Annotated in this window: 22 protein-coding genes; 17 read left to right on the top strand and 5 right to left on the bottom strand. The window is 65.7% G+C overall.

The annotated features are described in order from the left end of the window. The first annotated feature begins 5 nt into the window (after window positions 1–5). Window positions 6–869: an SDR family NAD(P)-dependent oxidoreductase gene (locus tag P0Y59_11265; GenBank protein WEK02226.1), complete on the top strand. Its 864-nt coding sequence runs from the start codon at window positions 6–8 to the stop codon at window positions 867–869. Window positions 870–874: 5 nt separating this feature from the next. Here the strand turns inward: P0Y59_11265 and P0Y59_11260 are convergent, their stop codons facing one another. After that, on the bottom strand, window positions 875–1,681 hold the full coding sequence (locus P0Y59_11260) for a CoA ester lyase (protein ID WEK02225.1): 807 nt from the start codon (window positions 1,679–1,681) through the stop codon (window positions 875–877). Window positions 1,682–1,752: 71 nt separating this feature from the next. Here P0Y59_11260 and P0Y59_11255 point away from each other — a divergent pair, with 71 nt between their 5' ends. Together P0Y59_11255 and P0Y59_11250 are read left to right on the top strand one after the other, a co-directional pair. Beyond that, window positions 1,753–2,556, top strand: coding sequence for a crotonase/enoyl-CoA hydratase family protein (locus P0Y59_11255; protein WEK02224.1), 804 nt, complete (start codon window positions 1,753–1,755; stop codon window positions 2,554–2,556). 2 nt (window positions 2,557–2,558) lie between these two features. Then, window positions 2,559–3,320 carry an enoyl-CoA hydratase-related protein gene (locus P0Y59_11250; GenBank protein ID WEK02223.1) on the top strand — a complete coding sequence of 254 codons (762 nt, stop codon included), beginning with the start codon at window positions 2,559–2,561 and terminating at the stop codon, window positions 3,318–3,320. A 10-nt stretch (window positions 3,321–3,330) separates the two neighbouring features. Here P0Y59_11250 and P0Y59_11245 read toward each other — a convergent pair whose 3' ends face one another. Together P0Y59_11245 and P0Y59_11240 are read right to left on the bottom strand one after the other, a co-directional pair. Then, on the bottom strand, window positions 3,331–4,305 hold the full coding sequence (locus P0Y59_11245) for a LysR family transcriptional regulator (protein ID WEK02222.1): 975 nt from the start codon (window positions 4,303–4,305) through the stop codon (window positions 3,331–3,333). A 110-nt stretch (window positions 4,306–4,415) separates the two neighbouring features. Continuing rightward, the gene (locus P0Y59_11240; GenBank protein WEK02221.1) at window positions 4,416–5,921 is read right to left on the bottom strand and encodes an aldehyde dehydrogenase; all 1,506 of its coding nucleotides are present in this window, start codon (window positions 5,919–5,921) and stop codon (window positions 4,416–4,418) included. Window positions 5,922–6,105: 184 nt separating this feature from the next. On the opposite strand from P0Y59_11240, the gene P0Y59_11235 reads away from it, so the two are divergent. The 12 genes from P0Y59_11235 to P0Y59_11180 all read left to right on the top strand — a co-directional run bounded on the left by P0Y59_11235 (window position 6,106) and on the right by P0Y59_11180 (window position 17,331). Further along, on the top strand, window positions 6,106–6,960 hold the full coding sequence (locus P0Y59_11235) for a MaoC/PaaZ C-terminal domain-containing protein (protein WEK02220.1): 855 nt from the start codon (window positions 6,106–6,108) through the stop codon (window positions 6,958–6,960). A gap of 98 nt (window positions 6,961–7,058) precedes the next feature. Beyond that, on the top strand, window positions 7,059–7,523 hold the full coding sequence (locus tag P0Y59_11230; GenBank protein ID WEK02219.1) for an OB-fold domain-containing protein: 465 nt from the start codon (window positions 7,059–7,061) through the stop codon (window positions 7,521–7,523). Beyond that, window positions 7,523–8,665: a thiolase family protein gene (locus P0Y59_11225; GenBank protein ID WEK02218.1), complete on the top strand. Its 1,143-nt coding sequence runs from the start codon at window positions 7,523–7,525 to the stop codon at window positions 8,663–8,665. The genes P0Y59_11230 and P0Y59_11225 overlap by 1 nt, the downstream gene beginning before the upstream one ends. Window positions 8,666–8,697: 32 nt before the next feature. After that, a complete protein-coding gene (locus P0Y59_11220; GenBank protein WEK02217.1) occupies window positions 8,698–9,516 on the top strand; it encodes an N-acyl homoserine lactonase family protein in 819 nt (272 codons plus the stop codon). Window positions 9,517–9,720: 204 nt separating this feature from the next. Beyond that, the gene (locus tag P0Y59_11215; GenBank protein WEK02216.1) at window positions 9,721–10,881 is read left to right on the top strand and encodes an acyl-CoA dehydrogenase family protein; all 1,161 of its coding nucleotides are present in this window, start codon (window positions 9,721–9,723) and stop codon (window positions 10,879–10,881) included. Between the two features lie 5 nt (window positions 10,882–10,886). Then, entirely contained in the window at window positions 10,887–11,900 is a 1,014-nt protein-coding gene (locus tag P0Y59_11210; GenBank protein WEK02215.1) for an acyl-CoA dehydrogenase family protein, read from the top strand. A 16-nt stretch (window positions 11,901–11,916) separates the two neighbouring features. Beyond that, window positions 11,917–13,071, top strand: coding sequence for an acyl-CoA/acyl-ACP dehydrogenase (locus P0Y59_11205; GenBank protein WEK02214.1), 1,155 nt, complete (start codon window positions 11,917–11,919; stop codon window positions 13,069–13,071). Window positions 13,072–13,078: 7 nt separating this feature from the next. Beyond that, the gene (locus tag P0Y59_11200; GenBank protein WEK02213.1) at window positions 13,079–13,603 is read left to right on the top strand and encodes a MaoC family dehydratase; all 525 of its coding nucleotides are present in this window, start codon (window positions 13,079–13,081) and stop codon (window positions 13,601–13,603) included. Window positions 13,604–13,612: 9 nt separating this feature from the next. After that, the gene (paaG, locus tag P0Y59_11195) at window positions 13,613–14,404 is read left to right on the top strand and encodes a 2-(1,2-epoxy-1,2-dihydrophenyl)acetyl-CoA isomerase PaaG (protein WEK02212.1); all 792 of its coding nucleotides are present in this window, start codon (window positions 13,613–13,615) and stop codon (window positions 14,402–14,404) included. A gap of 11 nt (window positions 14,405–14,415) precedes the next feature. Then, window positions 14,416–15,333, top strand: coding sequence for an SDR family oxidoreductase (locus P0Y59_11190; protein ID WEK02211.1), 918 nt, complete (start codon window positions 14,416–14,418; stop codon window positions 15,331–15,333). 10 nt (window positions 15,334–15,343) lie between these two features. Next, window positions 15,344–16,540 carry an acetyl-CoA C-acetyltransferase gene (locus tag P0Y59_11185; protein ID WEK02210.1) on the top strand — a complete coding sequence of 399 codons (1,197 nt, stop codon included), beginning with the start codon at window positions 15,344–15,346 and terminating at the stop codon, window positions 16,538–16,540. Window positions 16,541–16,629: 89 nt separating this feature from the next. Then, complete coding sequence (locus P0Y59_11180; GenBank protein WEK02209.1) at window positions 16,630–17,331, top strand: TetR family transcriptional regulator; 702 nt, start codon at window positions 16,630–16,632, stop codon at window positions 17,329–17,331. Here the strand turns inward: P0Y59_11180 and P0Y59_11175 are convergent. Next, a complete protein-coding gene (locus tag P0Y59_11175) occupies window positions 17,328–18,560 on the bottom strand; it encodes an acetyl-CoA hydrolase/transferase C-terminal domain-containing protein (protein WEK02208.1) in 1,233 nt (410 codons plus the stop codon). The genes P0Y59_11180 and P0Y59_11175 overlap by 4 nt on opposite strands. 85 nt (window positions 18,561–18,645) lie before the next feature. Between P0Y59_11175 and P0Y59_11170 the strand changes: the two genes are divergently transcribed. Continuing rightward, window positions 18,646–20,241, top strand: a complete 1,596-nt coding sequence (locus P0Y59_11170; protein ID WEK02207.1) for a long-chain fatty acid--CoA ligase — start codon at window positions 18,646–18,648, stop codon at window positions 20,239–20,241. 117 nt (window positions 20,242–20,358) lie between these two features. On the opposite strand, the gene P0Y59_11165 is transcribed toward P0Y59_11170, so the two are convergent. Beyond that, window positions 20,359–21,582: an MFS transporter gene (locus P0Y59_11165; protein ID WEK02206.1), complete on the bottom strand. Its 1,224-nt coding sequence runs from the start codon at window positions 21,580–21,582 to the stop codon at window positions 20,359–20,361. Between the two features lie 450 nt (window positions 21,583–22,032). Here P0Y59_11165 and P0Y59_11160 point away from each other — a divergent pair, with 450 nt between their 5' ends. Next, window positions 22,033–24,381, top strand: a complete 2,349-nt coding sequence (locus P0Y59_11160) for a TonB-dependent receptor (protein WEK02205.1) — start codon at window positions 22,033–22,035, stop codon at window positions 24,379–24,381. Window positions 24,382–24,423 lie beyond the last annotated feature (42 nt).

Raw genomic sequence — 24,423 nt, 5'->3', positions numbered from 1 at the left:
GGCGGATGACGCAGACTGGGATGGATGTTCGCGGCAAGGCGGCGGTGGTCACCGGTGCGGCGAGCGGGATCGGACGCGGCATCGTCACGCGCCTGGCGGCGGCCGGCGCGCGGGTGGTCGTCGCCGACGTGCAGCCCGATCGCGCGGAAGCCGTGGCGCAGGGAATCGTGGATGCCGGCGGCGAGGCGATCGGTGTCGGCTGCGACGTGCGCGTGATCGGTGATGTCGAGGCACTGGCCGATCGCGCCTGGGAGGCTTTCGGTCGCGTCGACATTCTCTGCAACAATGCCGGTGTCGCGATCCTCGGTCCGTCGCTCGATGTCGCCCCGCATGACCTGCGCTGGTCGTTCGAGGTCAACGTCTTCGGCATGTGGAACGGAAGTCAGGTCTTCCTGCGCCGGTTCGTCGATCAGGGCGGCCCGGCCTGGATCTGCAACACCGGCTCGCACCATTCGATCGCCGGCCCGTACAAGGGACTCGCGGTCTACATCATGACCAAGCATGCCGTGCTCGGGATGACCGATTCGCTGCGGACCGAATTCGGCGATCAGGTCGGCTTCAGTATCCTCTGTCCCGGGTCGGTCCGTACCGATTTGTGGGACTCGGGGCGCAATCGCCCCAACGAGTTCGGCGGCAGCTTCGAAGGCGACACGCGCCGCCGCGATGCCTCGGCCTCGGCCGGACTCGATCCACTGTTCGTCGGCGATCTCGTCGTGAAGGGGATCGCCGCGGGTGACTTCTACATCTTCACCCATCCCCAGGACGACGCGTTGATCGAGGGCCGCTATCGCGAGCAGATCGAGACGCTCAGGCGCCAATGGCCCGATGGTCCGACCGAGGCCCACCGCCTGACGCCAAAGCTGCTTTGACGGTTTCAGCGATGGGCGGGCGTCCGGGCGAGCGTGCGGCGCAGGGCGCGGGCAACCGGCGCGTCGATCATGCGGCCAGCGTGGCGGATGGCACGTTCGCCGGCCGCCAGATAGGCGTCCAGCGCTTCGCGCGCGAACAAAAGCTCGGCCGCGCTTGGTGTCCAGGTCGCGTTGATGGCTTCGAGCTGACGGGGATGGATCGCCGCCTTGGCCGAAAAACCGATGGCGCGCGCCGCCATCGCCTCGACGGCCAGCGCGGTCACATCATCGATGGCGATGAACGGCGCGTCGATCGCCGGCACACCCGCCGCGGCGCAGGCCAGCACGATCAGCCCGCGCGCCGTCCGCAACGCTTCCCAGCCGGGTTCCAGGCCGAGCTCGGCGGCGAGGTCGACGCCGCCGAGCATCACACCCGCGACGCCTGCCATGGCGACCGCCCGGCATTCGGCAAGCCCCATGGCAGTTTCGATCAGCGGCAGGATCGACGTGTCGGGTCCGAGCGAGGCGCGCAGGATGGCGATGTCGCGGACGCTCTCGCACTTGGGAAGAAGCACGCAGGCAGGCGGGCGGTCGGCCAGCGCTGCAAGATCGCGGATGCCGGCCGGGGTGGTGAGCGCGTTGATCCGCACCGCCAGGCGAGGATCAGCGCCGGCTTCGTCGAGACGCGTCCGGATGGCATCGCGTGCCATGTCCTTGTCGCGATCGGCCACCGCATCCTCGAGGTCGGCGATCACCAGGTCGGCGGCGCTCATCAGGGCCTTGTCGACGCGTTCCGTGCGGTCGGCAGGCACGAACAGGGCGGAACGGATCATCCTTTGGCTCCCGGCATAAAGCGGCAGCATAGGCCAGATCCTCGCGACATGATGGCGGAAGGTTAGAACAGATGACGGCGAATTTGGTGAAATTGGACATTGATGGCGCGATCGCCACGCTCACGCTCAACCGGCCTGACACGCTCAATGCGTTGGGCGAGTCAGGCGACGGCGACGCCTTTGCCGGGGCCTGCGCGGCGATCAACGACGATCCCGCGATCCGTGTCGTCATCCTGACGGGCGCCGGCCGGGCCTTCTCCGCTGGTGGCAACGTCAAGGCAATGCAGCAGCATGAGGGCAATTTCGCCGGCAATCCGGCGCAGATCCGTCAGGGGTACAGGGGGAATATCCATAAATTGCTGCGCGCCCTGCACGGGGTCGACGTGCCGGTCATCGCCGCCGTCAATGGCGCCGCGATCGGGCTTGGCTGCGATGTCGCCTGCCTCGCCGACATCCGCATCGCCGCCGACGACGCCCGGTTCGGCGTCACCTTCCTCAAACTGGGCATCATCCCGGGCGATGGCGGGGCCTGGATCCTGCCCCGGCTGATCGGCATGAGCCGCGCGGCCGAGCTCTTCTATACTGCCCGCCTGATCGACGCGCCGACCGCGCTCGAATGGGGGTTGGTGTCGCGCGTCGTGGCAGCCGACCTGCTATTGGCCGAGGCGCGCCGTCTTGCCGAGGAAATCGCCGCCCAGCCGCCCCAGGCGCTGCGCGCGACCAAGATGCTGCTCCGCCAGGGGCAAACCGTCACCTATGACACGATTCTCGAATTGTCCGCCTCGACCCAGGGGCTGATGCACGCGACCGAGGACCATCGCGAAGGCGTCGCCGCGATCCTGGAGCGGCGGACGCCGGCTTTTACCGGGCTATGACGATGGAGGGCGACCCCATCCTCATCGAGCGTCGCGGTCCGGTTCTGGGCGTGGCGCTTAATCGTCCCGCCGCGTCGAACGCGCTTAACCCCGCGATGTTGCGAGCCCTGTCGCTGGCGTGGCGAGACGCCGCCAATCCGGGGGTGCGTGCGGTCGTCCTGACCGCCAATGGCCGCAACTTCTGTGCCGGCGCCGACCTGCGCGATCGGCCAGACCAGCAGCACCAGGTGCATGATCTGCGGCACGCCTTCCACCCCATGCTCCTGGCGCTGGCGGCGCTCGACAAGCCGGTCGTCGCCGCGCTCAATGGCGCGGCGGCCGGTGGGGGGATGGCGCTGGCGCTGGCGGCGGATATCCGGCTGGCGTCGCCGGATGCGCGCTTTGTGCCCGCCTGGGCATCGATCGGTCTTCCGCCCGATCTCGGGACCAGCTGGTTCCTGCCCCGAATCGTCGGCGCGGCGCGCGTCTTTGCGTGGACCGCCTCGAGTGCGCCGCTCGATGCGGAGAAAGCGCTGGCATGGGGGCTGGTGCAGGAGATCGTCGAGGCCGGTCAGCTCGCGGCGCAAGCCTGGGCGCTGGCCGAGCGTCTCGCGACCGTGCCCGGCGCCGCGCTTCGCGAGACCAAGCGATTGCTGCGGGACTCGGCGCGGCACAGCCTGGCCGAGCAGCTCGAGGCGGAAGCCGTCGCGGTTGCGGCCGCGAGCGCCGATCCCGAGCGGACGGCGGCGATGGAGACGGCGCGGGAGCGTTTCGGACTGGGGTAGCCAGCCGTCCTCAGTGAGGACGGCTCGCGCCTTTCCCGATCGGCGGCGTCAGGTAGGACTCGACATAGTCCCAGAAACTGTCGCGGGCCGAGCCAGGGTGGGATTCGATGCGAACGAGATATTTATCGCATGCGAAGCTGTGCGCGGCGGCAATGGGCCGTGCCACGAACCCGTTGCCCGCGATCGCGCTTGCCGCCGATGCGCTGCAGACCGCCGCGAGCCGCCAGCGCAGAGCATAGGAGGCGGCGGTCTCGAACTCGGGCGGCTGGACGGCGACCGCGCCGGCGGCAAGGAACGGGCGATAGTAACGTGCGAACGCCTCGGGATTGTGCCGCTCCGACGGGACGACCAGTCGCCGCCCGGCCAGATCCTCGAACGCCAGGCTTTCCTTCTCGGCAAGGACGTCGTCGGCCGGGACCAGAACGACATGATGCTCGCGACGTAGATGGATGGCATCCAGGCCCGTTGCGTCAAAGGGCGCGGAAACGAAGGCAAGGTCGATCTCGCCCGCATGCAGTTTTTCGATCAGTGCCGGCGACGGGCCATTGACGATCGTCAGTCGCGTCTTGGGATTGCGCGCCACGAAATCGGTCACGAAGCGGACGCGCTGGGGATCGCTGAAGCTGTAGGGAAGCGCGCCGATCCGCAGCGTTCCGCTGATGCCGTCGCGGATCATCTCGGCTGCCTGGCGGCTCTCGGCGGCGACGGCGGCGAGCCGGCGTACCGGCCCCAGCAATTCGCGCCCGGCCGGGGTGAGTTCGACATGTCGCGTGCTGCGGAAGAAGAGCGCGACGCCCAGCCGGGCCTCGATCTGGCGAATCTTGTGGCTGAGCCAGGACTGATCGATTCCGAGTCGTCGGGCGGCTCGCGTAAATGACAGTTCCTCGGCTACGGCGGCAAAGTAGAGCAGCATCTCGATCTCGAGTGCCGGATTTACCGAAGGGGCCGCAACCGACTCCCTGATCTGATCGAATGCCGTGGCCATCAGCCTCTCCCGTCCCGGCCGTTATCGAGGATACCTGCCCCGGTGCCGTGGACGAGAATCACTATGAGCCCAGTCTGGGTTCATTGCAAGAAAAACAGATGGTGCGTTGATTATGTGATTTTCGGCGACAAGACCCCCGGCATCACGAACGGGTTGGCGCGGGGCGATCCCGTGTCGATCGACACGGTCTTGACGTGGAGATATTCGTAGATCGCGTCGATTCCACCCTCGCGCCCGATGCCCGATCTTTTGTAGCCGCCGAACGGCATCGCGTAGCTGCCGTAGCGATAGCTGTTGATCCAGACCTTGCCCGCCTCGATCTGCTCGCTCATCCGCAATGCCCGACCAAGATCGGCGGTCCAGACCGCCGCGGCGAGCCCGTATGGCGTGTCGTTGGCGATCGCCAGCGCTTCTTCCTCCGTGTCGAACGGGATGATCGACAGGACCGGACCGAACACTTCCTCGCGTGCGATCCGCATCTCGTTGTGCACATTGGTGAAGATCGTCGGCGGGATGAAACGGCCCTTGGCGCAGGCGCCCGCGGTATGAGCTTCGCCGCCCAGCACGCAGGTGGCGCCTTCGCTGCGCGCGACCTCGATATAGGAGAGGATCTTGGCGAATTGCGGTTCGGTGGCGATCGGACCGATATGCGTGGCCGCATCCATCGGGTCGCCCAGCCGTGCCTGCGACGCGACCTCGACCAACCGCTCGACGAACCGGTCATGGATCGAGCGATGCAACAACAGGCGCGAGCCCGCCGTGCAGCTCTGCCCCGCGGCGGAAAAGATACCGGTGACGGCGCCCATCGCGGCGGCTTCCAGATCGGCATCGTCGAACACGATATTGGGCGACTTGCCGCCGAGTTCGAGCGAGACGAGCTTGATGCCGCGCGCCGCGGCTTCGTAGATGTGCTGCCCGCCCATCTCCGATCCGGTGAAGGCGATCTTGGCCACGTCGGGATGATCGACCAGCGGTTTGCCGGCCTCGAGCCCCAGGCCGGTCACCACATTGGCGGTTCCTGCCGGAAAACCCGCCTCGTCCATCAAGGCGACCAGTTCGAGCGTCGCGGCAGACGTGAATTCGGAAGGTTTGATCACCGCCGTGTTGCCCGCCGCGAGCGCGGGCGCGAGCTTGTTGGCGAGCAGCAGGAGCGGCGAATTCCAGGGGGTGATCAAGCCGACCACACCGAGCGGCTCGTACCTGGTATAGGTCAGTTTGCCGGGCATCGCCGAGGGAATGACGGCACCTTCCACCTTGTCGGCGATCCCGGCGAAATAGCGGAACCAGGCCGCCACGTTGCGGACCTGGCCGGACATCTCGGCAAAAAGTTTGCCGTTGTCGCGGACTTCGATTTCCGCCAGCCGCGGGCCGTTCGCCTCGATCAGATCGGCAAAACGCGCGAGCGTCCGCCCGCGCTCGACCGCTGCCGTCCCGCTCCAGGCCTTGCGGGCGGCGCGGGCCGCGGCGACGGCGCGATCGACGTCCTCGGGACCGCCCTGCGCGATCTCACACCAATTCTCGCGCGTGAACGGGTTGTCGCACGGAAGATAGGTCCTGTTGACGGGCGGCACCCATTCGCCGCCAATGCGAAGCTCATAGCGTGGAAGATTGGTCATGATGCCCTGATGCCCTATCGAACGGTTTCGACGCGACTATGCCGGCCGCGTGTTTCAGGGGAGCGCCGCCTGAATGCCGCCGGTCAGGCGGCAGCGCCCCGAGATCGCCGATATTCGCATTGGACGCGTCGCTGCAGCTTGTCGCACGCAGGCATGCGACAAGACGATGAAAAAAGGTGACATGATGGCGATCAACTACCCGGGCATGCTGGATCTTCGTGACGACGGACGGCGCTTTGCCTGGACCGACCGGGAAGCGATGCTCTACGCGGTCGGCATCGGCATGGGCCAGGATCCGACCGACCCGGCCGATCTCGCTTATGTTTTCGAACAGCCGACCCCCCTGGTGGTGCCGACCTTCGCCGCGGTGATCAGCTGGGGCGCCGGGATCAAGGCAGACCAGCTCGGCGTCGATTATACCAGGATGCTCCATGGCGAAGAAGATATCGTCTTCCACCGCCCGATCCCGGCGCACGGCACCGTCACCGCCGACAGCGGCGTGATCGCGGCCTATGACAAGGGCGAGGGGAAGGGGGCCCTCATCGTCCGCGAGACCGTGTTGCGGGACACGGCCGATGGCGCGCCGCTTGCCACGATCCATCGTACCGCCTTCGCCCGTGCCGATGGCGGGTTCGGCGGACCCTCAGGTCCCGCCACGCCGCCGCACGCCATGCCTGACCGCGCGCCCGACCGGGTGCTCGCGTTCGAGACGCGTCCCGAGCAGGCGCTCCTCTACAGGTTGTCGGGCGACCGGAATCCGCTGCACGCCGATCCGGCGGTGGCGGCGCGGGCCGGATTCGCGCGCCCGATCCTCCATGGCTTGTGCACCTACGGCATCACCTGCCGCGCGGTATTGGCCGTCGCGGGCAATGATCCGGCCCTGATCCGCCGTCACGCGGTCCGCTTCTCGTCGCCGGTCCTGCCGGGCGAGACGATCGAGGTGCGGTTGTGGCGTGACGACAATGTCGTGTCCTTCGAGGCCGATGTTCCGGCGCGCGGCGTCACCGTCATCAAGAATGGCCGCAGCGAACTCGGCTGAGCCCGTGGGCCATCTAGGGCGCTGAGCCCCAAATCGCCTCGAACGCGCGCCTTGGACCGGGCGTCATCGCGCCCTAGCGAACGCCATTGCGGAATTGCATGAAAATGGACACCTATTCGGTTATGGACAGCATCGACGCGCGCGGCCGGCAGGGCGCGACTCTCTATACGCATATTGGCGACGACGGGTCGGCCTGGCTGGAAGGCAGCCGCTGTGCCGCCTGCGGCACGGTCTATACCGGCGCCCGAACGAGCTGCGGTCGTTGTTTCGCGCGCGACGGGCTCGAATCGATCAGGCTGGGCGCAACCGGCAAGCTCTACAATTACACCGTCGTCTATCGCAGCTACCCGCACATCAAGGTGCCGTTCGTCGCTGCCATCGTCGATCTCGACGAGGGCGGCACGATCAAGGGCAATCTGGTCGGCATCGATCCCGATCCGGCCAGGATCCCGTTCGGCCTGCCGGTACGGGTCATCTTTCGCGGGGCGGAAGAGGCGATCGGCGAGCAGGGCGAAGGGTTCGTCGCCCATTTCTTCGTGCCGGCCAGTGAGGGAGAAGCGTGATGGCCGACAATGTCTATATCGTCGGGACCGACATGATCCGCTTCGGGCGGTTCGACGACCTCGGCGTGCCGGAGATCGGCGCCGAAGCGGCGCTGCTCGCGCTCGATGATTGCGGCCTCGCGATCAGCGACATGCAGGCGCTTTACTGCGGCAATCTCGGCGAGGGCATGACCGGTCAGAAGATTCTCGCGCTGATCGGGCAGACGGGCATCCCCGTGGTCAACTGCACCAATGCCTGTGCGACCGGTGCGACGGCGTTTCGCGAGGGCTGGGCGGCGATCAAGGCCGGCATCCACGACCTGGTCCTGTGCGTCGGCGTCGAGAAGATGCCGCGCGGCATGCTGGTGCGGCGTCCGGCGGGATTCGAACCGGTGCCCCCGGAGGGGCTGATCGGGTCGGGCACCATGCCCGCGGTGTTCTCGCATGTCGGCATGGAGCACATGCGCCAATACGGCACGACTTTCGAGCAGTTCGCGAAGATCTCGGTCAAGAACCACCATCATTCGACGCTCAATCCGAAGGCGATGTACCGCAAGGAGACGCCGCTCGAGATGGTGATGGAAGCGGAGATGATCGCTTATCCCAACACCAAGTTGATGTGTTCGGCCAATGTCGATGGATCGGCCGCGGCGATCCTCGTGTCGGAAAGGAAGGCACGCGAGCTCGGACTGATGGACCGCGCGGTCAAGGTACGTGCCTCGGCGTTGACCAGCGATCCCTATAGCGAACGCAATCTGGCGATGCCCGACGTCAACAGCGCGACCCGGCTCGCGGCGCGCCAGGCCTATGACATGGCCGGCCTTGGTCCCGACGATATCGACCTGATCGAGCTTCATGACTGCTTCGCCACCGCCGAACTCGTCCATTACGAGAATCTCGGATTGTGCCGCGATGGTGAGGGCGGTCGGCTGATCGACGCAGGCGAGACGGCGCTGGGCGGCCGGATTCCGGTCAATGTCTCGGGCGGCCTCCTGTCCAAGGGGCATCCACTCGGGGCCACCGGCATCGCCAATATCTACGAGGTCGCGACGCATCTGCGCGGGGAAGCCGGCGCCCGTCAGGTCGCGGGCGCGCGGATCGGCATGACGCACGTCGTCGGTCTCGGCACCGCGTGCGCGATCCATATTCTGGAGAAGGCCTGAGCCACGAAGAAGGCAGGGCGGGAGAGGGATTGATGAAGGAAACAAAGGTCTATCTGCTCGATTTCGGCACGCTCACGCTCGACGGTTTCCAGATGTTCTGGAATCTGGGGCCGAGCGGGACGATCCGCTTCCCCGTCTACGGCGCGCTCATCGACCATGCCGACGGGCTTTATCTGTTCGATACCGGCTTCGACAAAGAGACGTTCGACAATCTGTCGCCCGGCCGCACCGGCCAGACCGCGCGGCAGACGGTGCCCGGCCAGCTCGATCTGCTGGGATTGAAGCCGAGCGACATCAACTATGTGATCAACTCGCACTACCATCTCGACCATTGCGGCGGGAACAAGCACTGCACCTGCGCCAAGACGATCTGCCACAAGCTGGAGCTCGAAGCGGCGCTCGATCCCGAGCCCTTCGAAGCGCGCGGCTATACCGACATGAGCTTCCTCCCCGACGCATTCCACCCGCCGGTTCTGGCTGATGTCGGTGCGCCTAGCTATGACGATGCCGCCGACGAGATATTCACGGACAGTTTTGAGCTGCTGCTGGGCGACCAGGAAATTGCCAAGGGAATCCATCTGATCGAGACGCCAGGCCATACGCCGGGCCATTACAGCCTGCTGGTCGAGCTTGCCGGTCGGCGGCCGATGCTGTTCAGCGGCGATGCCTGTTACGCCAAGCGCAGCCTGGACCATATGGCGATCTCGAGCTCGCACGTGAACCCGCGCCAGGCCTATGATTCGCTTGGCCGCCTGCGCGATCTGGCGCGCGCCCGCGATGCCGAGATTTTCTATTCGCACGATCCCGAAGCGTGGCAGAACTTCAAGCTCGCGCCGCTTCCCTATCTCTAGCGGCGGCGTACCCGTTCCGTCGCCCCGTTCCGCCGCATTGCCGTAGCGTAAGGGAACGCCGCGACCCGCGGGTGTCGCCAACCGCACCCGCGTCATTCTGGAGGACTGGGGCTAAAAGCCTCGTGAAAGCGACTTTGTTCGGCCGGTCCCCCGCTGTCTAGATCATCCCATCAGGCGATTTCGCCGCAATAAAAGAACGGGGCGATGGATCTCGATTTCACAGCCGAGGATCGGCAATTTCGCGAAGATGCCCGGGCCTGGCTAATGGCCAATGTGACGCGCGAACCGCGTCCGCACGAAGGCCGGGAGCTGCGGGAATATGACCTTGCCTGGCAGCGCAAGCAATATGAGGGTGGCTGGGCCGGTGTGTCCTGGCCGGTCGAATATGGCGGCCTTGGTCTTTCGCTGACCCGGCAGCTCATCTGGTTCGAGGAATATGCCCGCGCCGAGGCGCCCGACAATCATCTCTGCTTTGTCGGGCTCAATCACGCCGGGCCGACCTTGATCGCTAAGGGTAGCGAGGAGCAAAAGGCATATCATCTGCCACGTCTGCTCAAGGGCGAAACGGTCTGGTGCCAGGGATTCTCGGAGCCCAATGCGGGATCGGATCTCGGGAGCCTGCGCACCAAAGCGGAGATCGACGGCGATCACCTCGTCGTCAACGGGTCGAAGATATGGACCAGCCATGGCCATCTCGCCGACTTCCAGGAGTTGCTTGTCCGCACCGATCCGGATGCGCCGAAGCACAAGGGGATCAGCTGGGTCATTTGCGACATGACCACCCCCGGCATGGATCTGCGGCCGATCAACATCATGACCGCACCGCATCACCAGCATTTCGTCCAGGTCTTTTACGACGACGTCCGCATCCCGCTGTCCAACGTGGTCGGCGATCTCAATGACGGCTGGAAGGTCGCGATGTCGACGCTCGGTTTCGAGCGCGGCACCGCCCAGATCAAGGATCAGATCCGCTATGCGGTGCTGGTCGAGCGCATGATCGAGGAGGCGCGGGCCAGGTTCGGGGGCAATTCGCCCTTGTCGAAAGATGAGATCGGTTCGCGCCTGGCGCAGTTGCGCGCTGACATGGCCGCTGCGCGGGCGATGACCTATATGGTCGTGTCGCGCGCCCAGGCTGGTATCCAGGGATCGGAGGCGTCGCTGATGCGCGCGATGGTGGGCGAGGTGCAGCAGCGCGCGCGCCGCCTCGCGCTCGACATCATCGGTCCCGATGCGCTCGAAAATCCGGAGGATGACGACCGGGTCTTCTATTACCTGCGTTCCTATTCGATCACGATCGCGGCAGGCACCGCGGAAGTGCAGCGCAACATCATTGGCGAGCGAGTGCTCGGCCTACCGCGGGGCTGACGGCGATGGATTTGCTACCCAATGACGAGCAGACGGCCATCGTCGATGCCGTGAAGGAGTTTCTCGTCGGCGAGGCGCCGGTCGATCGGCTGCGCGCCCATGGCGAAGTGGGCAATCCCGACGCCGCGCTCTGGCCGCGGCTGGGTGAGCTTGGCTTTCTGGGGCTGGGCATTGCCGAGGCCCAGGGCGGGGCCGGCCTCAGCTCGGCGGAGGAGGTCCTCGCCTTTCGCGAATATGGGCGGCATCTGATCTCGCCCGCGATCCTCGCGCTGACCCTCGCCGCGCGGGTCGCCAGCGCGGCGGGGTTGCTCGCGGCGCCGGAACTGCTTGCCGGGACGATGCGGGCGGGTCTCGCGAACCAGCGTGGACCGGCAGATCTCCGGGCCGGCACCGGCGTGTTCCACCTGATCGAGGCGAAAGGGGCCGAACTGATCGTCGCGTGGGACGAGGACGGGGCCGCCCTGTTTCGGCGCGACGACTTCACCATCGAGCCGGTCCGGTCGACCGACGCCCTGGTCTCGCTCGAGCGCGGGACTTTATCCGGTGCGCAACCGCTTGCCTATCTCAGTGCTGCGGATGACGCGATCCACGATCGTGCGCGGCTCTTGATCGCGGCCCTCGCCGCCGGCACCGCCGAAGGCGCCCGCGACATGGCGGTCGACTATGCCAAGGTCCGCGAACAGTTCGGCAAACCGATCGGCAGCTTCCAGGCGGTCAAGCATCGCTGTGCGGAGATGGCGATTCGCACCGAGGCCGCCTGGAGCCTGACCGCATTCGCCTCGCTCGCATTTGCCCTGGGCCGCGAGGACAGCGCGTTCATGGCGACGTCGGCCAAGATCGTCGCGACCGATGCGGCGCTCAAGAATGGCGCGTCCAATATCCAGGTACATGGTGCAATCGGCTTTACGTCGGAGGCCGACGCACACCATTATCTCAAGCGCGCGCATCTGCTCGACCAGCTTGGCGGTGACCTGCGCCGGCAGCGCGAGCGGTTGCTCGACATGCCATCCGCATTGTGAGGGATTGAGGGGCGTGATGAACGAAGACGATCTGGAGGCGATCCGCGGTTCGGTCCGCGCGCTCTGCGCCGATTTTCCCGGCGAATATTGGCGTGAGCTCGATCAGGCGCGCGCCTATCCCACCGCGTTTGTCGACGCGATGACCCGATCGGGGTTCCTGGGCGCGCTCATTCCCGAAGAATATGGCGGGGCGGGCCTGCCCTTGCGCGCGGCCTGCGCGATTCTCGAGGAAGTCCATCACAGCGGCTGCAATGCCGGGGCTATCCATGCCCAGATGTATGTCATGGGTACCGTGCTCAAGCATGGCTCCGAAGCGCAGAAGCGGGCGTTGCTGCCCGATGTTGCCTCCGGCGCGATCCGGCTCCAGGCTTTCGGCGTCACCGAGCCCACCTCGGGATCCGAGACCCTCGCGCTGCGCACGACCGCGGTGCGCGATGGCGACGACTATGTCATCAACGGACAGAAAATCTGGATCAGCCGCGCCGAGCATAGCGATTTCATGGTGCTGTTGGCGCGCACCACGGCGGCGGCGGAGGTGAAGAAGAAGGGGGAAGGGCTCTCGGTCTTCCTCGTCGACATGCGCGAGGCGAAGAAGGCTGGTTTGACGATCCGGCCGATCCGCACGATGATGAATCACGCGACCACCGAGTTGTTCTTCGACAATGTGCGCATCCCGGCCGCCAATCTGGTCGGCGAGGAAGGCAAGGGCTTCCGCTATATCCTTGACGGCATGAACGCCGAGCGCACGCTGATCGCGGCCGAATGCCTGGGCGATGCGCGCTGGTTCATCGAGAAGGCGTCGGGCTATGCCCGCGACCGTCATGTGTTCGGCCGCCCGATCGGCGCCAATCAGGGGGTCCAGTTCCCGATCGCCCGCGCTTATGCGCAATATCGTGCCGCCTCGCTGATGGTCGAGCGCGCCGCCGACCGGTTCGATCAGGGGCTCAGCGCCGGCGAGGAAGCCAATATCGCCAAGATGCTGGCATCGGAGGCCGCCTGGGCAGCTGGCGAGGCCTGTATCCAGACGCATGGCGGCTTCGGCTTCGCCGAGGAATTCGATATCGAGCGTAAATATCGGGAAACGCGGCTCTATCAGGTTGCCCCGATCTCGACGAACCTGATCCTGGCATTCCTGGCGCAGAACGCGCTCGATCTGCCCCGGTCCTATTGAGGCGGTCATGGTCAAGAGCATCAAGCAAGTAGGGCCCAACCGCTATCGCGAGACGTTCGGTCGCCATCTCGAGGATTTCAAGGTCGGCGATGTCTATGAGCATCGGCCCGGCAAGACCGTCACCGAATATGACAATCATCTCTTCACGCTGCTGACGCTCAACCAGCATCCGCTTCACTTCGACGCTGAATATGCCAAGCGCACCGAGTTCAAGCGCAATCTGGTGGTCAGTCCCTACACGCTTTCGCTGTTGATCGGGATGAGCGTGAGCGATGTGTCGCAGAAGACGATCGCCAATCTCGGCATGACCGACGTCAAGTTCACCGCGCCGGTGTTCGCCGGCGACACGCTCTATGCCGAGAGCGAAGTGCTTTCGATCCGCGAATCCAAATCGCGCCCCGGCCAGGGGATCGTCACGGTTCGTACCACCGGGCGGAACCAGGACGGCACGATCGTCTGTACCTTTGAACGTTCGGCGTTGATCCCGGCGCGCGGTTACGCGATCGAGGATCAGCCGGACAGCAATTATTGAGGTCGGGCGATGGGATATGAAACCATCCTGGTCGAGCAGCGGGAAAAGGTCTGCCGCATCACGCTCAATCGACCCGACAGCCTCAATTCCTTCACCATCCCGATGCACGAGGAATTGGCCCAGGCCCTTGATGACGCGCGCGATGATCCCGAGGTTCGCGTTATCCTGCTGACGGGGGCAGGGCGCGGCTTCTGCGCGGGGCAGGATCTCAGCGAGCGGAAGCGGGCACCGGGCGATCCGCCGTTCGACCTGGCGGTTGGTCTGGAGAAGCGCTGGGGGCCATTGATCCGGCGCATGACCCGCATGCCAAAGCCGATCGTCTGTGCGGTCAACGGCGTGGCGGCGGGCGCGGGGGCGAACCTCGCCTTCGCCTGCGACATGACGATTGCGCGCGACGACGTGAAATTCCTCCAGGCATTCGTGAATATCGGGCTGGCCCCTGATGCGGGGGGCACCTGGCTGCTGCCGCGCCTCGCTGGATTGCCGCGCGCCCTGGGGTTCGCGATGCTGGGTGAGCCGATCACCGCCGCGACCGCTGCCGATTGGGGAATGATCTGGAAGGCCGTGCCGGCGGCGGCCTTCGAGATCGAGGTGGCGCGCGTCGTCGATCGCCTGGCGTCGCTGCCGGGACTTTCGCTGGCGGCGATCAAACGTTCGATGCGCGGTGCGTTCGACCTGACGCTGGAGCAGCAGCTCGACCTTGAGCGCGATCAGCAGCAGCGGCTCGGCTATAGCGAGGACTATGCCGAGGGCGTCCTGGCATTCGCCGAGAAGCGGCAACCGCAATTCAACGGTAGATAAGGAGAACGCGGATGGGCGTGCTTGACGGCAAGACCGTGATTGTGACCGGTGCCGGCAACGGGATCGGCAAGGAGTGCGCGCTCCTGGCCGCGCGTGAAGGCGCGAGCGTGATCGTCAACGATCTGGGAAGCGATCTCAAGGGCAATGACCAGGGATCGAACGCCGCCGCCGCGATCGTCGTCGACGAGATCCGGGGGGGCGGCGGCAACGCGGTCGCCAATTTCGGCAACGTGGCGTCGATGACCGATGTTCGGGCGATGGTCGCGCAGGCGCTCGACGCCTTTGGCGGCCTCCATGCCATCATCAACCCGGCGGGCATCCTGCGCGACGGCATGTTCCACAAGATGGCCGACCAGGATTGGGACGCGGTCCTCGATGTCCACTTGCGCGGCGCCTATAATATAACGCGCGCGACGGTGGAGCATTTCCGCGACCAGCAGGAAGGCGGCTATGTCCATTTCGGCTCGACGTCCGGCCTGATCGGCAATCTCGGCCAGGCCAATTACGCGGCCGCCAAGATGGGCGTCGCCGGGCTGTCGCGCATCGTCGCGATCGAGGGGGCGACGAAGAATATCCGGTCCAATCTGATCGCGCCCTTCGCCTTTACCCGCATGGTGGCGAGCATCCCCGTCAAGGACGAGGCATCAGCGCAGCGCGTCGAAAGGATGCGGGCGGGCATGAGGGCCGATCAGGTCGCCCAGCTGGCCGTTGCGCTCGCCGCGCCGGCGGCGTCCGCCGTGTCGGGCCAGATATTCGCCGCGCGTGGCAACGAAATCGTCCTGTTCAGCCAGCCGCGTCCGATCCGGTCGCTCACGCGGGTCGAAGGCTGGACGCCGCGGTCGATCCTCGATCAGGCGGTGCCCGCGCTGGCCCCCGCTTTCACCGACCTCGGCGTCAGCCAGTCGGTCTTCTCCTACGATCCGGTCTGAAGGAAGAACCATGCGCCGCGCTGCCATCGTTGCCCCGCTTCGCACGCCCATCGGCCGCTTCCTGGGGAGTCTCGCGCCGCTCCCCGCCGAGCGTCTCGCGGAGCATGTTATTCGAGCGCTCGTCGAGCGGAGCGGTATCGATCCCGCGCGGATCGACGACGTGGTGCTCGCGCAGAGCTACGCCAATAGCGAGGCGCCGTGTATCGGGCGTTGGGCCGGCCTTGCCGCGGGGTTGCCGATCGAGGTGCCGGGTTGCCAGGTCGACCGCCGTTGCGGCGGCGGACTCCAGGCGATCGTCAACGCAGCGATGATGGTGCAGTCGGGCGCCGCCGATGTCGTGATCGCCGGCGGCGTCGAGAGCATGAGCAATATCGAATATTATACGACGGCGATGCGCGGCGGCGCGCGCGCCGGCACGGTTCAATTCTATGACCGTCTCGATCGCGGTCGCGAACGCTCCCAGCCGGTCGAACGGTTCGGCGTGATTTCCGGCATGATCGAAACCGCCGAGAATCTCGCCACCGACTATGCCATCACGCGTGAGGCGGCCGATGCCTTTGCCGCGGAAAGCCAGCGCCGCGCGGCCGCGGCATGGGACGCCGGCCGCTTCGACGACGAGGTCGTTGCCGTGCCGGTGCCGCAACGCAAGGGCGATCCGGTGCAGATGCGCCGCGACGAAGGAATACGAGGCGACACGACCGTCGAGACGCTCGCGGCGCTTAAGCCGCTCGTGAAGGGCGGCACTGTCACCGCGGGCAATTCAAGCCAGCAAAACGATGCCGCGTCGGTCTGTCTGGTCGTCGCCGAAGATCGTCTGGCCGAGCTTGACCTCGATCCCTTCGCCTTTGTCGTCGGCTGGGCAGCGGCGGGATGTGATCCGGCGCGGATGGGGATCGGGCCTGTCCCGGCGGTCAAGCGCCTGTTCGCCCGGACGGGTATCGGCTGGGACGATATCGACCTGGTCGAGATCAACGAAGCCTTCGCCGTCCAGGTGCTGGCGGTGCTCAAGGGCTGGGACTTTGACGACCATAGCCGGATCAACGTCAACGGATCGGGCATTTCGCTCGGGCATCCCATTGGGGCGACGGGCGCGCGGATCATGACCTCGATGTTGCACGAACTGCGCCGTCGCGGCGGCAAGCGTGCGCTCGAGACGATGTGCATCGGAGGAGGGCAGGGGATCGCGGCGTTGTTCGAAGCGGCCTGACCGGTCTGATACCGGTTTCTTTGCTGCTTGACGCGGCGGGTTGGTCCGACAAAGGTACCGCCTCCGCAATTATAGAGTAGCACTCCATTTTGACCCAGCCCGTCGCCGCCAAGGTAACACGTGCCCGACCCGCCCAGAATCTCTATGGGCAGAAGATGGGCGCGAAGGGCATGCGGACCCGGGCTCAGTATATCCGGGCCACCGAGCAATTGCTGGAACGGCGCACCTTGCGCGACCTCACCGTCGCCGAGATCGCGCATGAGGCCGCCGCGGCGCCTACCACCTTTTATGCCTATTTCGCGGATGTGACCGAGGCGGTACTCGCCGCCGTCAACGAGACTGAGCGCACCTCGGACGAGATGGAGGCGATCTTCGCCCGGGAATGGACGTCCGAGACGAGCTATCAGAACGCCAAGGACCTCGTGGAGGCCTATTGCGCCTTCTGGGACAAGCATTTCTGGGTGCTGCGGACCCGCAATCTCGCGGCCGATGAGGGCGACCGGCGGTTCATGAAAGCCCGCCACGATGCCACGCTTAAACTGACCACCTATCTCCAGGAGCGCATCGCCGCGGTTCATCCCAAAACCGACGCAGTGTCGATCAGCCATGTGATGTTGATGATGATGGAACGTATTCCCGTCATCACCCGGCGGCCCTATCGTCGCCGGCGCTCGCGCAAGCATTTGATCGAAGCGGCTGCCTTCTTCATCGGCTGCGCGCTGAACAGTCCCGGACCCTTGCCCCTGGCCGATCGGAACGGACAGGACAGCGACGATGGAGACGAGGCCTAGCCCGCGTCGCGTGCCGCCTGTGTCAGCGCCTCTCTGAAATCGGGTGCGGCAATGCCGGCGATCTCCAGCGCGCGCGCCGCGCGGGGCTTGCGCCGCAGATCGGCGGCGCCGAATTCGGTCACGATGAAATCGACCCCATGGGCGGGCACTGATACCGGCGCGCCCGGTGCCATCGCGGTCACGATCCGGGAGACCGATCCGCTACTGTCGGTGGCCGGCAGTGCCACGATGCTGCAGCCCTTCGGCGCCTGGCGGGCACCGGCCGTGAACTGTGGAAGCCCGCCCGGGCCGCTGACGACGCGCCCGCCCAGGGTTTCGGCATTGCATTGCCCGAGAAGATCGACCTCGATCGCCGAGTTGATCGCGGTGAAGCCAGGCGTCGTCGCGATCGCCGCGACATCATGTGTCTCGGTGACATCGGTCAGCCGGATGGCGGGATTGGTCGCCACCCAGCGATAGAAATCGGCGTCGCCCGCCGCCGAGGCGGCGACAATCTCGGCGTCGGCCAAGGCACCGCTCTCCGCGAGCAGCCTCAGGTTCGGCATCACGATGCCCGACCGTATCCGCAAATTCCGGTGATCGGTAAGGGCACGCAGAATCTGGCCCGGAATCTTGCCGATGCCGAGCTGCAAGGTCGTGCCGTCGGCGATGAGCGCGGCGACATGGCGGGCGATCGCCCGCGCCACATCGTCCCCGGCGGGCTCCGGAACCGCCAGTGGTTCCTGGTCGACATGGACGACCGAGTCGAGTTCTGCGAACGGGACGAAAGGCCCGCCACCGTGCCGCGCGAGCCGGGGGTTGATCAGGCCGACCGTTCGCCACGCCGTGGCCAGCGCCGTACGGCTGAATTCGACACAGGGTCCAAAGGAGCAATTGCCTTCTGCGTCGGGCGGCGAGAGCTGGACGACCGCCAGATCGACCGGGTTGGCGCGCAGATAGTCGTCGATCTCGCGATAGCTGAGCGGCAAGATCCGATCGTCCGGGCCGAGCCCCGGGAGTCCGAAAAAGGCCGTCGTGCGGATACCGGCGGCATGCAGCGCCGGATCCAGACGGTTGATGCCGGGGAGGAAATTGGTGACGAGTTCGATCCCGCCCATGTCCGTGCCGGCACCGGCCAAGGCGGACAGGAAGGTGCGCGGTTCGCCGGAGGAGCCGGGAACGAACACGCGCATGCCCGGACGCAGGGTCGCGAGCAGTGCATTCATCGAGAGGATGACGGGGCCGGCCATACGGCCTTATGGCGCGGCGCCGGGCAGCTCGCCTATGTCAAATATCGCGTATTGAGGAGCGGATCAGGGCGAGCGCGACCTTAAAATGCCCAAATTCGACGTGGTACGCGCCGGCGCGCTGCGACACGCTCCGGGGATGAACGCATCGTCACAAGCTTCCGCCGGTCAGTCGACCGAGCGGCTCGGAAACCGTCTCAAGCGCGTCCTCGCCCTCGATCCCCAGGCGAATTGCATCGAGTTTCAGGGTGGCACCATGACCTGGGCCAGCCTCGCGACCGGCGCGACGCGGATCGCGGCCCTGCTTCGCGAAGCCGGGGTCGAACCTGGCGCGCCGGTGGGCTGGATGGCGCGCAATCGCCCGGCCATGGTCGCCGCTTTCGTCGCCCTGGTCGTCAATGGCCATCCGGTCATTCCGCTTCGCCCCGGCCTGTCGCGCGATGCCCAGGCCGAGGAGTTGGGCCGGCAGGCGCTGCAGGCCGTCATCGCCGATCCTGACGATTGGCAGGATCCTCGGGTCCTGGAGGCTGCGGCGGCGTTGGGCACGGTTGCTATCGCCGCCTCCGGCGTCGCGGCGATCCATGCGAGACTGATCGACGGGCTCGGCAAACGCGGCAAAGGGCCTTTCCGCGCTGCCATGCCCGGCATCGTCATGGAGCGGCTGACGAGCGGCACCACCGGCGCGCCGAAACGGATCGCGGTCGGCGAGGATATGCTGATTCCGTCGCTGCGTTCCGCAGAGGAAGGGTCGAGCGGGAATGCCGCCGATACGAGCCTCACCGTCAAGACCTCGCCCGCGATGCTGTTCAAGCCCTTCGGCCATGCCGGCGGCCTGTTCGCGCTGCTGATGGCGCTGTACCAGGCGCGTCCCGTCATCCTGTTCGAGAAGTTCGCGGTCGAGGACTGGGCGGCGGCGGTCGAACGATTCAAGCCCAAGACCGCCAGCCTCGTGCCCGCGATGATCCAGATGATCCTCGAGGCCGGCATCGCGCCTGAACGTCTTAGAAGCCTGATCGCGGTGCGGTCGAGCACGGCACCGCTCGATCCCGCCGCGCAGCACGCATTCGAGGCGCGGTTCGGCATACCGGTGCTGATCGACTATGGCGCGGCGGAGTTCATCGGTGGCGTCGCCGGCTGGTCGCTCAAGGACTATAAGGCGTTCGGCGAGTCCAAGGCCGGAAGCGTCGGCCGCGCGCGCAAGGATGTCCGGTTGCGCATCGTCGATCCTGAAGGTGGCGCCGAACTGCCGGCGGGTGGGACCGGTCTGCTCGAAATCGCCTCCGAGCGCTGGGGCGAGGGATGGTTCCGCACCACCGATCTCGCGGCGGTCGACGCCGACGGCTTCCTGTTCCTGCGCGGCCGGGCCGATGACGCGATCAATCGGGGCGGCTTCAAGATTCTTCCCGAGGACGTGGCGGCGGTGCTGCGGCGCTTTCCCGGCGTCCGCGATGCGGCTGTCGTCGGGCAACCCGACGCGCGCCTCGGCCAGGTACCGGTCGCGGCGATCGAACTCGTGCCCGGGACCGAGGCACCCGACCCCGAGGCGCTCGCCAATCACGTCCGTCAGCATATGGTCGCCTATATGGTGCCGGTCGCGTTCCATTTCGTCGACGCGTTGCCGCGCACGGTGTCGCTCAAGATCGCACGCCCCGAATTGCGCAAGCTGCTCGGGATCGAGGGGTGACTCGCGCCTGACGGTCGCCTTCTCCGATCGACATCTACCGGGCCGGGCCCTCTTGTGCGGGCCAGGAAATGCCGGTGGCTCCGCGGCGGGGGGTGAAGGCCCGCCGGCCGGCCTTTTCTACATCTCGCCGCGCGGATCCTCATGAGCGCGGCGGCTGCGTAGAAGAGAGGCGAGCAACCATGCGGCCGCTCCTGCCGCGAAGGCCAGGGGCACGAGAAGCATCAGCAATTCCGCAATCGGCCTTCCAGCGGCGATCATCACCCCTGCGAAAATCGGACCCGCGACCGACCCGAACCGCCCCGCCGCCACCGACGCACCGACGCCGGTACCGCGGGCCCATATCGGGTAACATTGCGGTGACAGCCCGTAGAGCAGCGCTTGTGCCCCCAGGAGCCCCGAGCCGAGCAGGGCGCCGGCGCCCAGCGCCAGGGCGATATTCGGCGGCAGATGCGCCAAGCCGATCAAGGCGATGATCAACAGGGCATAGGCGATCATGATCGTCGTCAACGCATGCCGGCCGTCCATGAATCTTCCGACGACGATGCTGGCGATCGATCCGACGAGATTGAAGACGAGCTGAACCATCCCTGCCTGGGCGGGCGAGAAACCTTGGGCGATGAGCAGCGTGGGCAGCCAGTTCAGGATAAGATAGAGGATCAGCAGGGAGAGAAAGAAGGCGAGCCACAACAGCAGGGTGGCGGCGAGCTGGCCCGGCCCGAAGACCGCGCGCCAGGCGGAATCCTTTTCCGCGCTGGGCTCCGGCGATGGGCGGACGAAGAAGGGCGGCAGGGCCCATGCGAGCATCGGGACGAGCAACAGGGGCGCGAGCCCGCCCGCGATGAAGATGTTGCGCCAGCCGTCATGGGCGTGGGTTCCGAACAACGTGAACAGGCCCGCCAACGCCCCGCCCAGGGGAATGCCCGCGAACATGACCGACACGGCCATGCCGCGGTTGCGCGCGACGGATTCGGCCGCGATCGCGATCAGATTGGGCAGGGCGCCCCCCAAGCCGATCCCCGTGAGGAAGCGGAACAGCGCAAGGGTCGCAAAATCATGCGCCATGCCCGCGCCGACCGAGCAGATGCCGAAGAGGATGAGCGAGACAAGCAATCCGACCTTCCGGCCGAAGCGGTCGGCGATGCGTCCGCCAAGCAACGCACCGAAAATCAGCCCGATGGTGGCTGCGCTGAAGAAGAGCGCGAGTTGGCCGGCCGAAATGCCGAGATCCGACCGTATGCCGGGCGCAACCACGCCCGCGGCTTGCAGATCGAAGCCCTCGATCAGTGCCGCGCAGAGGCAAAGCAGCATCGTTCGAACGGGCCGGCCGGTCTCGGTCTGCATCAAACTCTCCTTCCGATCCGTTTCATACTTGGCCATGGGCGCTATCCGAGGGTGGAATCGCTGGATATCTCCAGCACCCGCCGGTGTCGGATGTGCCTGATGCCCGGGATCGCGACCCGTCCCGCTTTGGCAGGTGCCGCTCGTCCCTGCGCCGCAACACGCGCTCGCCCTTTGTCCGAGGCGATGCCGGTCGCGTTCAGCGAGAGCCAAGACGGGAAAGAGCGCGGTCAGGGGGCGCGTTCCATGGCGGGGGCCCTGCGCCACCTCGCGGCGCCCGTGTTTTAGGAAAGCGCGCCCTCAAACGACCCGATCGCGGAGTGGACGTTTTCGCCACCTGACGGCTTCCCGAACGCCTCCGAAGGGGGGAGGGGCGGGCGCCGCTCCATGAGGCGCGCCCGCCCATCCCCTTCTCTCCCTCGAAGATAACAATGTTTTGGAGAAGGATTGCCAATGAAGGTCCGCGTATTTCTGCTGTCGAATGTCGGGATGCTGGCGGCGATGGGCGTATTGTCCTCGCCCGCCTCCGGCCAGCCCGCTCCGGCCCAATCCGGTGACGGGAGCAACGCCACCAGCGGCGATATCATCGTTACCGCCCAGCGCCGGGCCGAGAGCATCCAGACGGTTCCGCTCAGCGTGACGGCCCTGAACGGGCAGGACCTGAAGGCGCGCGGCCTGAACGATCTCACGCAGATATCGCTCGCCGCACCCAGCCTTCAGATCACCAACAACAACAATTTCTCGGTGCGGGGCATCGGCACGCTGGCGCTGGCAACGGCTCTGGACACCAGCGTCGCGATCTCGCTCGACGACGTCAATCTAGGCAGGCCGCTGCTCAGCTCCTTTCCCTTTTACGATCTCGCCCAGGTTGAAGTGCTGAACGGGCCTCAGGGTCTGTTGTTCGGCAAGAACGCATCGGCCGGCCTGTTGAACGTCACGACGACGAGGCCGCAGCTCAACCAGCTCGGCGCAAGCTTCGATACCGAACTGACGTCGCGCGAGCGTCCTGGAGAAAACGCCCAGGGGGCCATTGTGCGCGCGTCGCTGAATCTGCCGGTGACGGACAATTCCGCGCTCCGTATCGCCGCGATCTATTCGTACCAGCAGCCGGTCACGCGCTTTGTCGGTGCGCCGCCGCCAGGGTCCGATCTCGATCTGCGGCAATATGGTGTTCGCGTGAAATATCTCTGGAACGCGCCGGGAGACACGACACTCTATCTGGTTGCCGACTATAATCGCTCGACCGGAATCGCCGGCTCGCTCGACCTGACCTACAAGTCGCTCGGCGCCGGGAGCCCCGAAGCAGGGCCGATCGCCTCGGTTGGGATCGTGCCCGGATCGGAGAATTTTCTCACCGCAGGGGATGCGCCCTTCTATCGCAACCTCAAGACCGGCGGCGTGCAGGGCACGGTCTCGCACGTCTTCGGCAACGGCATGGCGCTGAGCAATATCGCCGCCTGGAGATTCTATGATCTGAGCCAGAACAACGATGCCGATTTCGCCCCGGGCAATGGTCTCAACGTGAATTCGGACCAGGCGTCATACAACCAGTTCAGCGACGAGCTTCGGCTGACGCTGCCCCAGGAGAATCGCCTCACCGGTCAGTTCGGCCTGTATTATTTCCGCTCGGTCGTCCGCGAGAACATTCAGCTGCGTGGCAACTCGTTCACGCCGGCCGCCGCGCTGCCGGCTTTTCCCTTCTGTGTCGGGGCGACCGTGGCCCCGGGCGGGCCGCCGAACTGCGCGGTCAACAATATCGCGTTCATCGGCCTCGATCGCGCTTTCACGATGCACACCGAGAGCCTGGCCGCCTTTGGTCAGCTCAGCTATCGCATCGCCGACGGCCTCACCATGGTTGCCGGCGGGCGCGTGACGGGCGATCGCGTCTCCATCGACCTTCTTGCCAATCAACAGCCTTATTTCGTCCGGCTGGGTGCGTCCGGTCTCTATAATCAGAAATATTCCGATACCAATTTCAGCTTCAAGGCCGGTCCGCAATATCAGATCACGCCGACCATCATGGCCTATGTCAATTACGGACAAGGCTATAAGGGGCCGGGCTTCAATACGGCGCCCGACAGCCCGACCTCCAATCTCACCGTCTATCCGGAGACGACGAAGAGCTGGGAAGGCGGGATGAAATCCCAGTTCCTCGACAAGAAGATCACCCTGAACGTCTCGTTGTTCAGGACCGCCTTCAACAACTATCAGGCCCAGTCGTTCAACATCGCCACGAGATCGTACATCGTCCAGAACGCCGCGAGCCTCGTCAGCAAGGGTATCGAGCTGGGGTTTGTCGGCCGGCCCACGCGCAATCTGACGATCAACGGCCAGGCGACCTTCCTCGATGCCCGGTTCAAGCAATATATCGGCGCGCAATGTTATGTCGGCCAGCCCGATCCGGGCTGCGCGACGACCGGTACCTTCAACGGGGCGGGCCTGATCGCGCCGCTGGCGCCCAAATTCGCGACGAGCTGGGACGCGACCTATGAGCACCAGTTGCTGCCCGGCGTGACCGGCTTCGTCGAGGGGAACGTCTATCATCGCTCGAAAATCTATTTCCAGGCCAACCATGCGCCAGGGGCCGTGGTCGATCCGATGGATATCTTCGGCGCGAGCATCGGCGTGCATGGGGATGCGTGGAGCGCGTCGATCTTCTGCAAGAACTGCACGAACAGGGTGTTTCCGGTGAATATCTCGTCGGTTCCGCTCGATGCCGGGACCAGGATTCAAAGTTACAACCAGGTGTTCGATTTCAATTCGGTGCGGACGATTGGCCTGAGATTGTCCTACAAAATGTAGGATGGCCGATCGATCAGGATCGCAACCGGCGCTTGGCGCTGT

It is taken from the genome of Candidatus Sphingomonas phytovorans (genome assembly GCA_029202385.1).
In the GTDB taxonomy this organism is placed as follows: domain Bacteria; phylum Pseudomonadota; class Alphaproteobacteria; order Sphingomonadales; family Sphingomonadaceae; genus Sphingomonas; species Sphingomonas phytovorans.
Note: the sequence above shows the minus strand (reverse complement) of the source record. Positions and strands in the feature narration are given on the sequence as shown.

Bases quoted from the DNA above. Each gene is read 5' to 3' on its own strand.
- P0Y59_11265 (WEK02226.1), top strand. From the start codon at position 6: ATGACGCAGACTGGGATGGATGTTCGCGGCAAGGCGGCGGTGGTCACC.
- P0Y59_11260 (WEK02225.1), bottom strand. From the start codon at position 1,681: ATGATCCGTTCCGCCCTGTTCGTGCCTGCCGACCGCACGGAACGCGTC.
- P0Y59_11255 (WEK02224.1), top strand. From the start codon at position 1,753: ATGACGGCGAATTTGGTGAAATTGGACATTGATGGCGCGATCGCCACG.
- P0Y59_11250 (WEK02223.1), top strand. From the start codon at position 2,559: ATGGAGGGCGACCCCATCCTCATCGAGCGTCGCGGTCCGGTTCTGGGC.
- P0Y59_11245 (WEK02222.1), bottom strand. From the start codon at position 4,305: ATGGCCACGGCATTCGATCAGATCAGGGAGTCGGTTGCGGCCCCTTCG.
- P0Y59_11240 (WEK02221.1), bottom strand. From the start codon at position 5,921: ATGACCAATCTTCCACGCTATGAGCTTCGCATTGGCGGCGAATGGGTG.
- P0Y59_11235 (WEK02220.1), top strand. From the start codon at position 6,106: ATGGCGATCAACTACCCGGGCATGCTGGATCTTCGTGACGACGGACGG.
- P0Y59_11230 (WEK02219.1), top strand. From the start codon at position 7,059: ATGAAAATGGACACCTATTCGGTTATGGACAGCATCGACGCGCGCGGC.
- P0Y59_11225 (WEK02218.1), top strand. From the start codon at position 7,523: ATGGCCGACAATGTCTATATCGTCGGGACCGACATGATCCGCTTCGGG.
- P0Y59_11220 (WEK02217.1), top strand. From the start codon at position 8,698: ATGAAGGAAACAAAGGTCTATCTGCTCGATTTCGGCACGCTCACGCTC.
- P0Y59_11215 (WEK02216.1), top strand. From the start codon at position 9,721: ATGGATCTCGATTTCACAGCCGAGGATCGGCAATTTCGCGAAGATGCC.
- P0Y59_11210 (WEK02215.1), top strand. From the start codon at position 10,887: ATGGATTTGCTACCCAATGACGAGCAGACGGCCATCGTCGATGCCGTG.
- P0Y59_11205 (WEK02214.1), top strand. From the start codon at position 11,917: ATGAACGAAGACGATCTGGAGGCGATCCGCGGTTCGGTCCGCGCGCTC.
- P0Y59_11200 (WEK02213.1), top strand. From the start codon at position 13,079: ATGGTCAAGAGCATCAAGCAAGTAGGGCCCAACCGCTATCGCGAGACG.
- paaG (WEK02212.1), top strand. From the start codon at position 13,613: ATGGGATATGAAACCATCCTGGTCGAGCAGCGGGAAAAGGTCTGCCGC.
- P0Y59_11190 (WEK02211.1), top strand. From the start codon at position 14,416: ATGGGCGTGCTTGACGGCAAGACCGTGATTGTGACCGGTGCCGGCAAC.
- P0Y59_11185 (WEK02210.1), top strand. From the start codon at position 15,344: ATGCGCCGCGCTGCCATCGTTGCCCCGCTTCGCACGCCCATCGGCCGC.
- P0Y59_11175 (WEK02208.1), bottom strand. From the start codon at position 18,560: ATGGCCGGCCCCGTCATCCTCTCGATGAATGCACTGCTCGCGACCCTG.
- P0Y59_11170 (WEK02207.1), top strand. From the start codon at position 18,646: ATGCCCAAATTCGACGTGGTACGCGCCGGCGCGCTGCGACACGCTCCG.
- P0Y59_11165 (WEK02206.1), bottom strand. From the start codon at position 21,582: ATGCAGACCGAGACCGGCCGGCCCGTTCGAACGATGCTGCTTTGCCTC.
- P0Y59_11160 (WEK02205.1), top strand. From the start codon at position 22,033: ATGAAGGTCCGCGTATTTCTGCTGTCGAATGTCGGGATGCTGGCGGCG.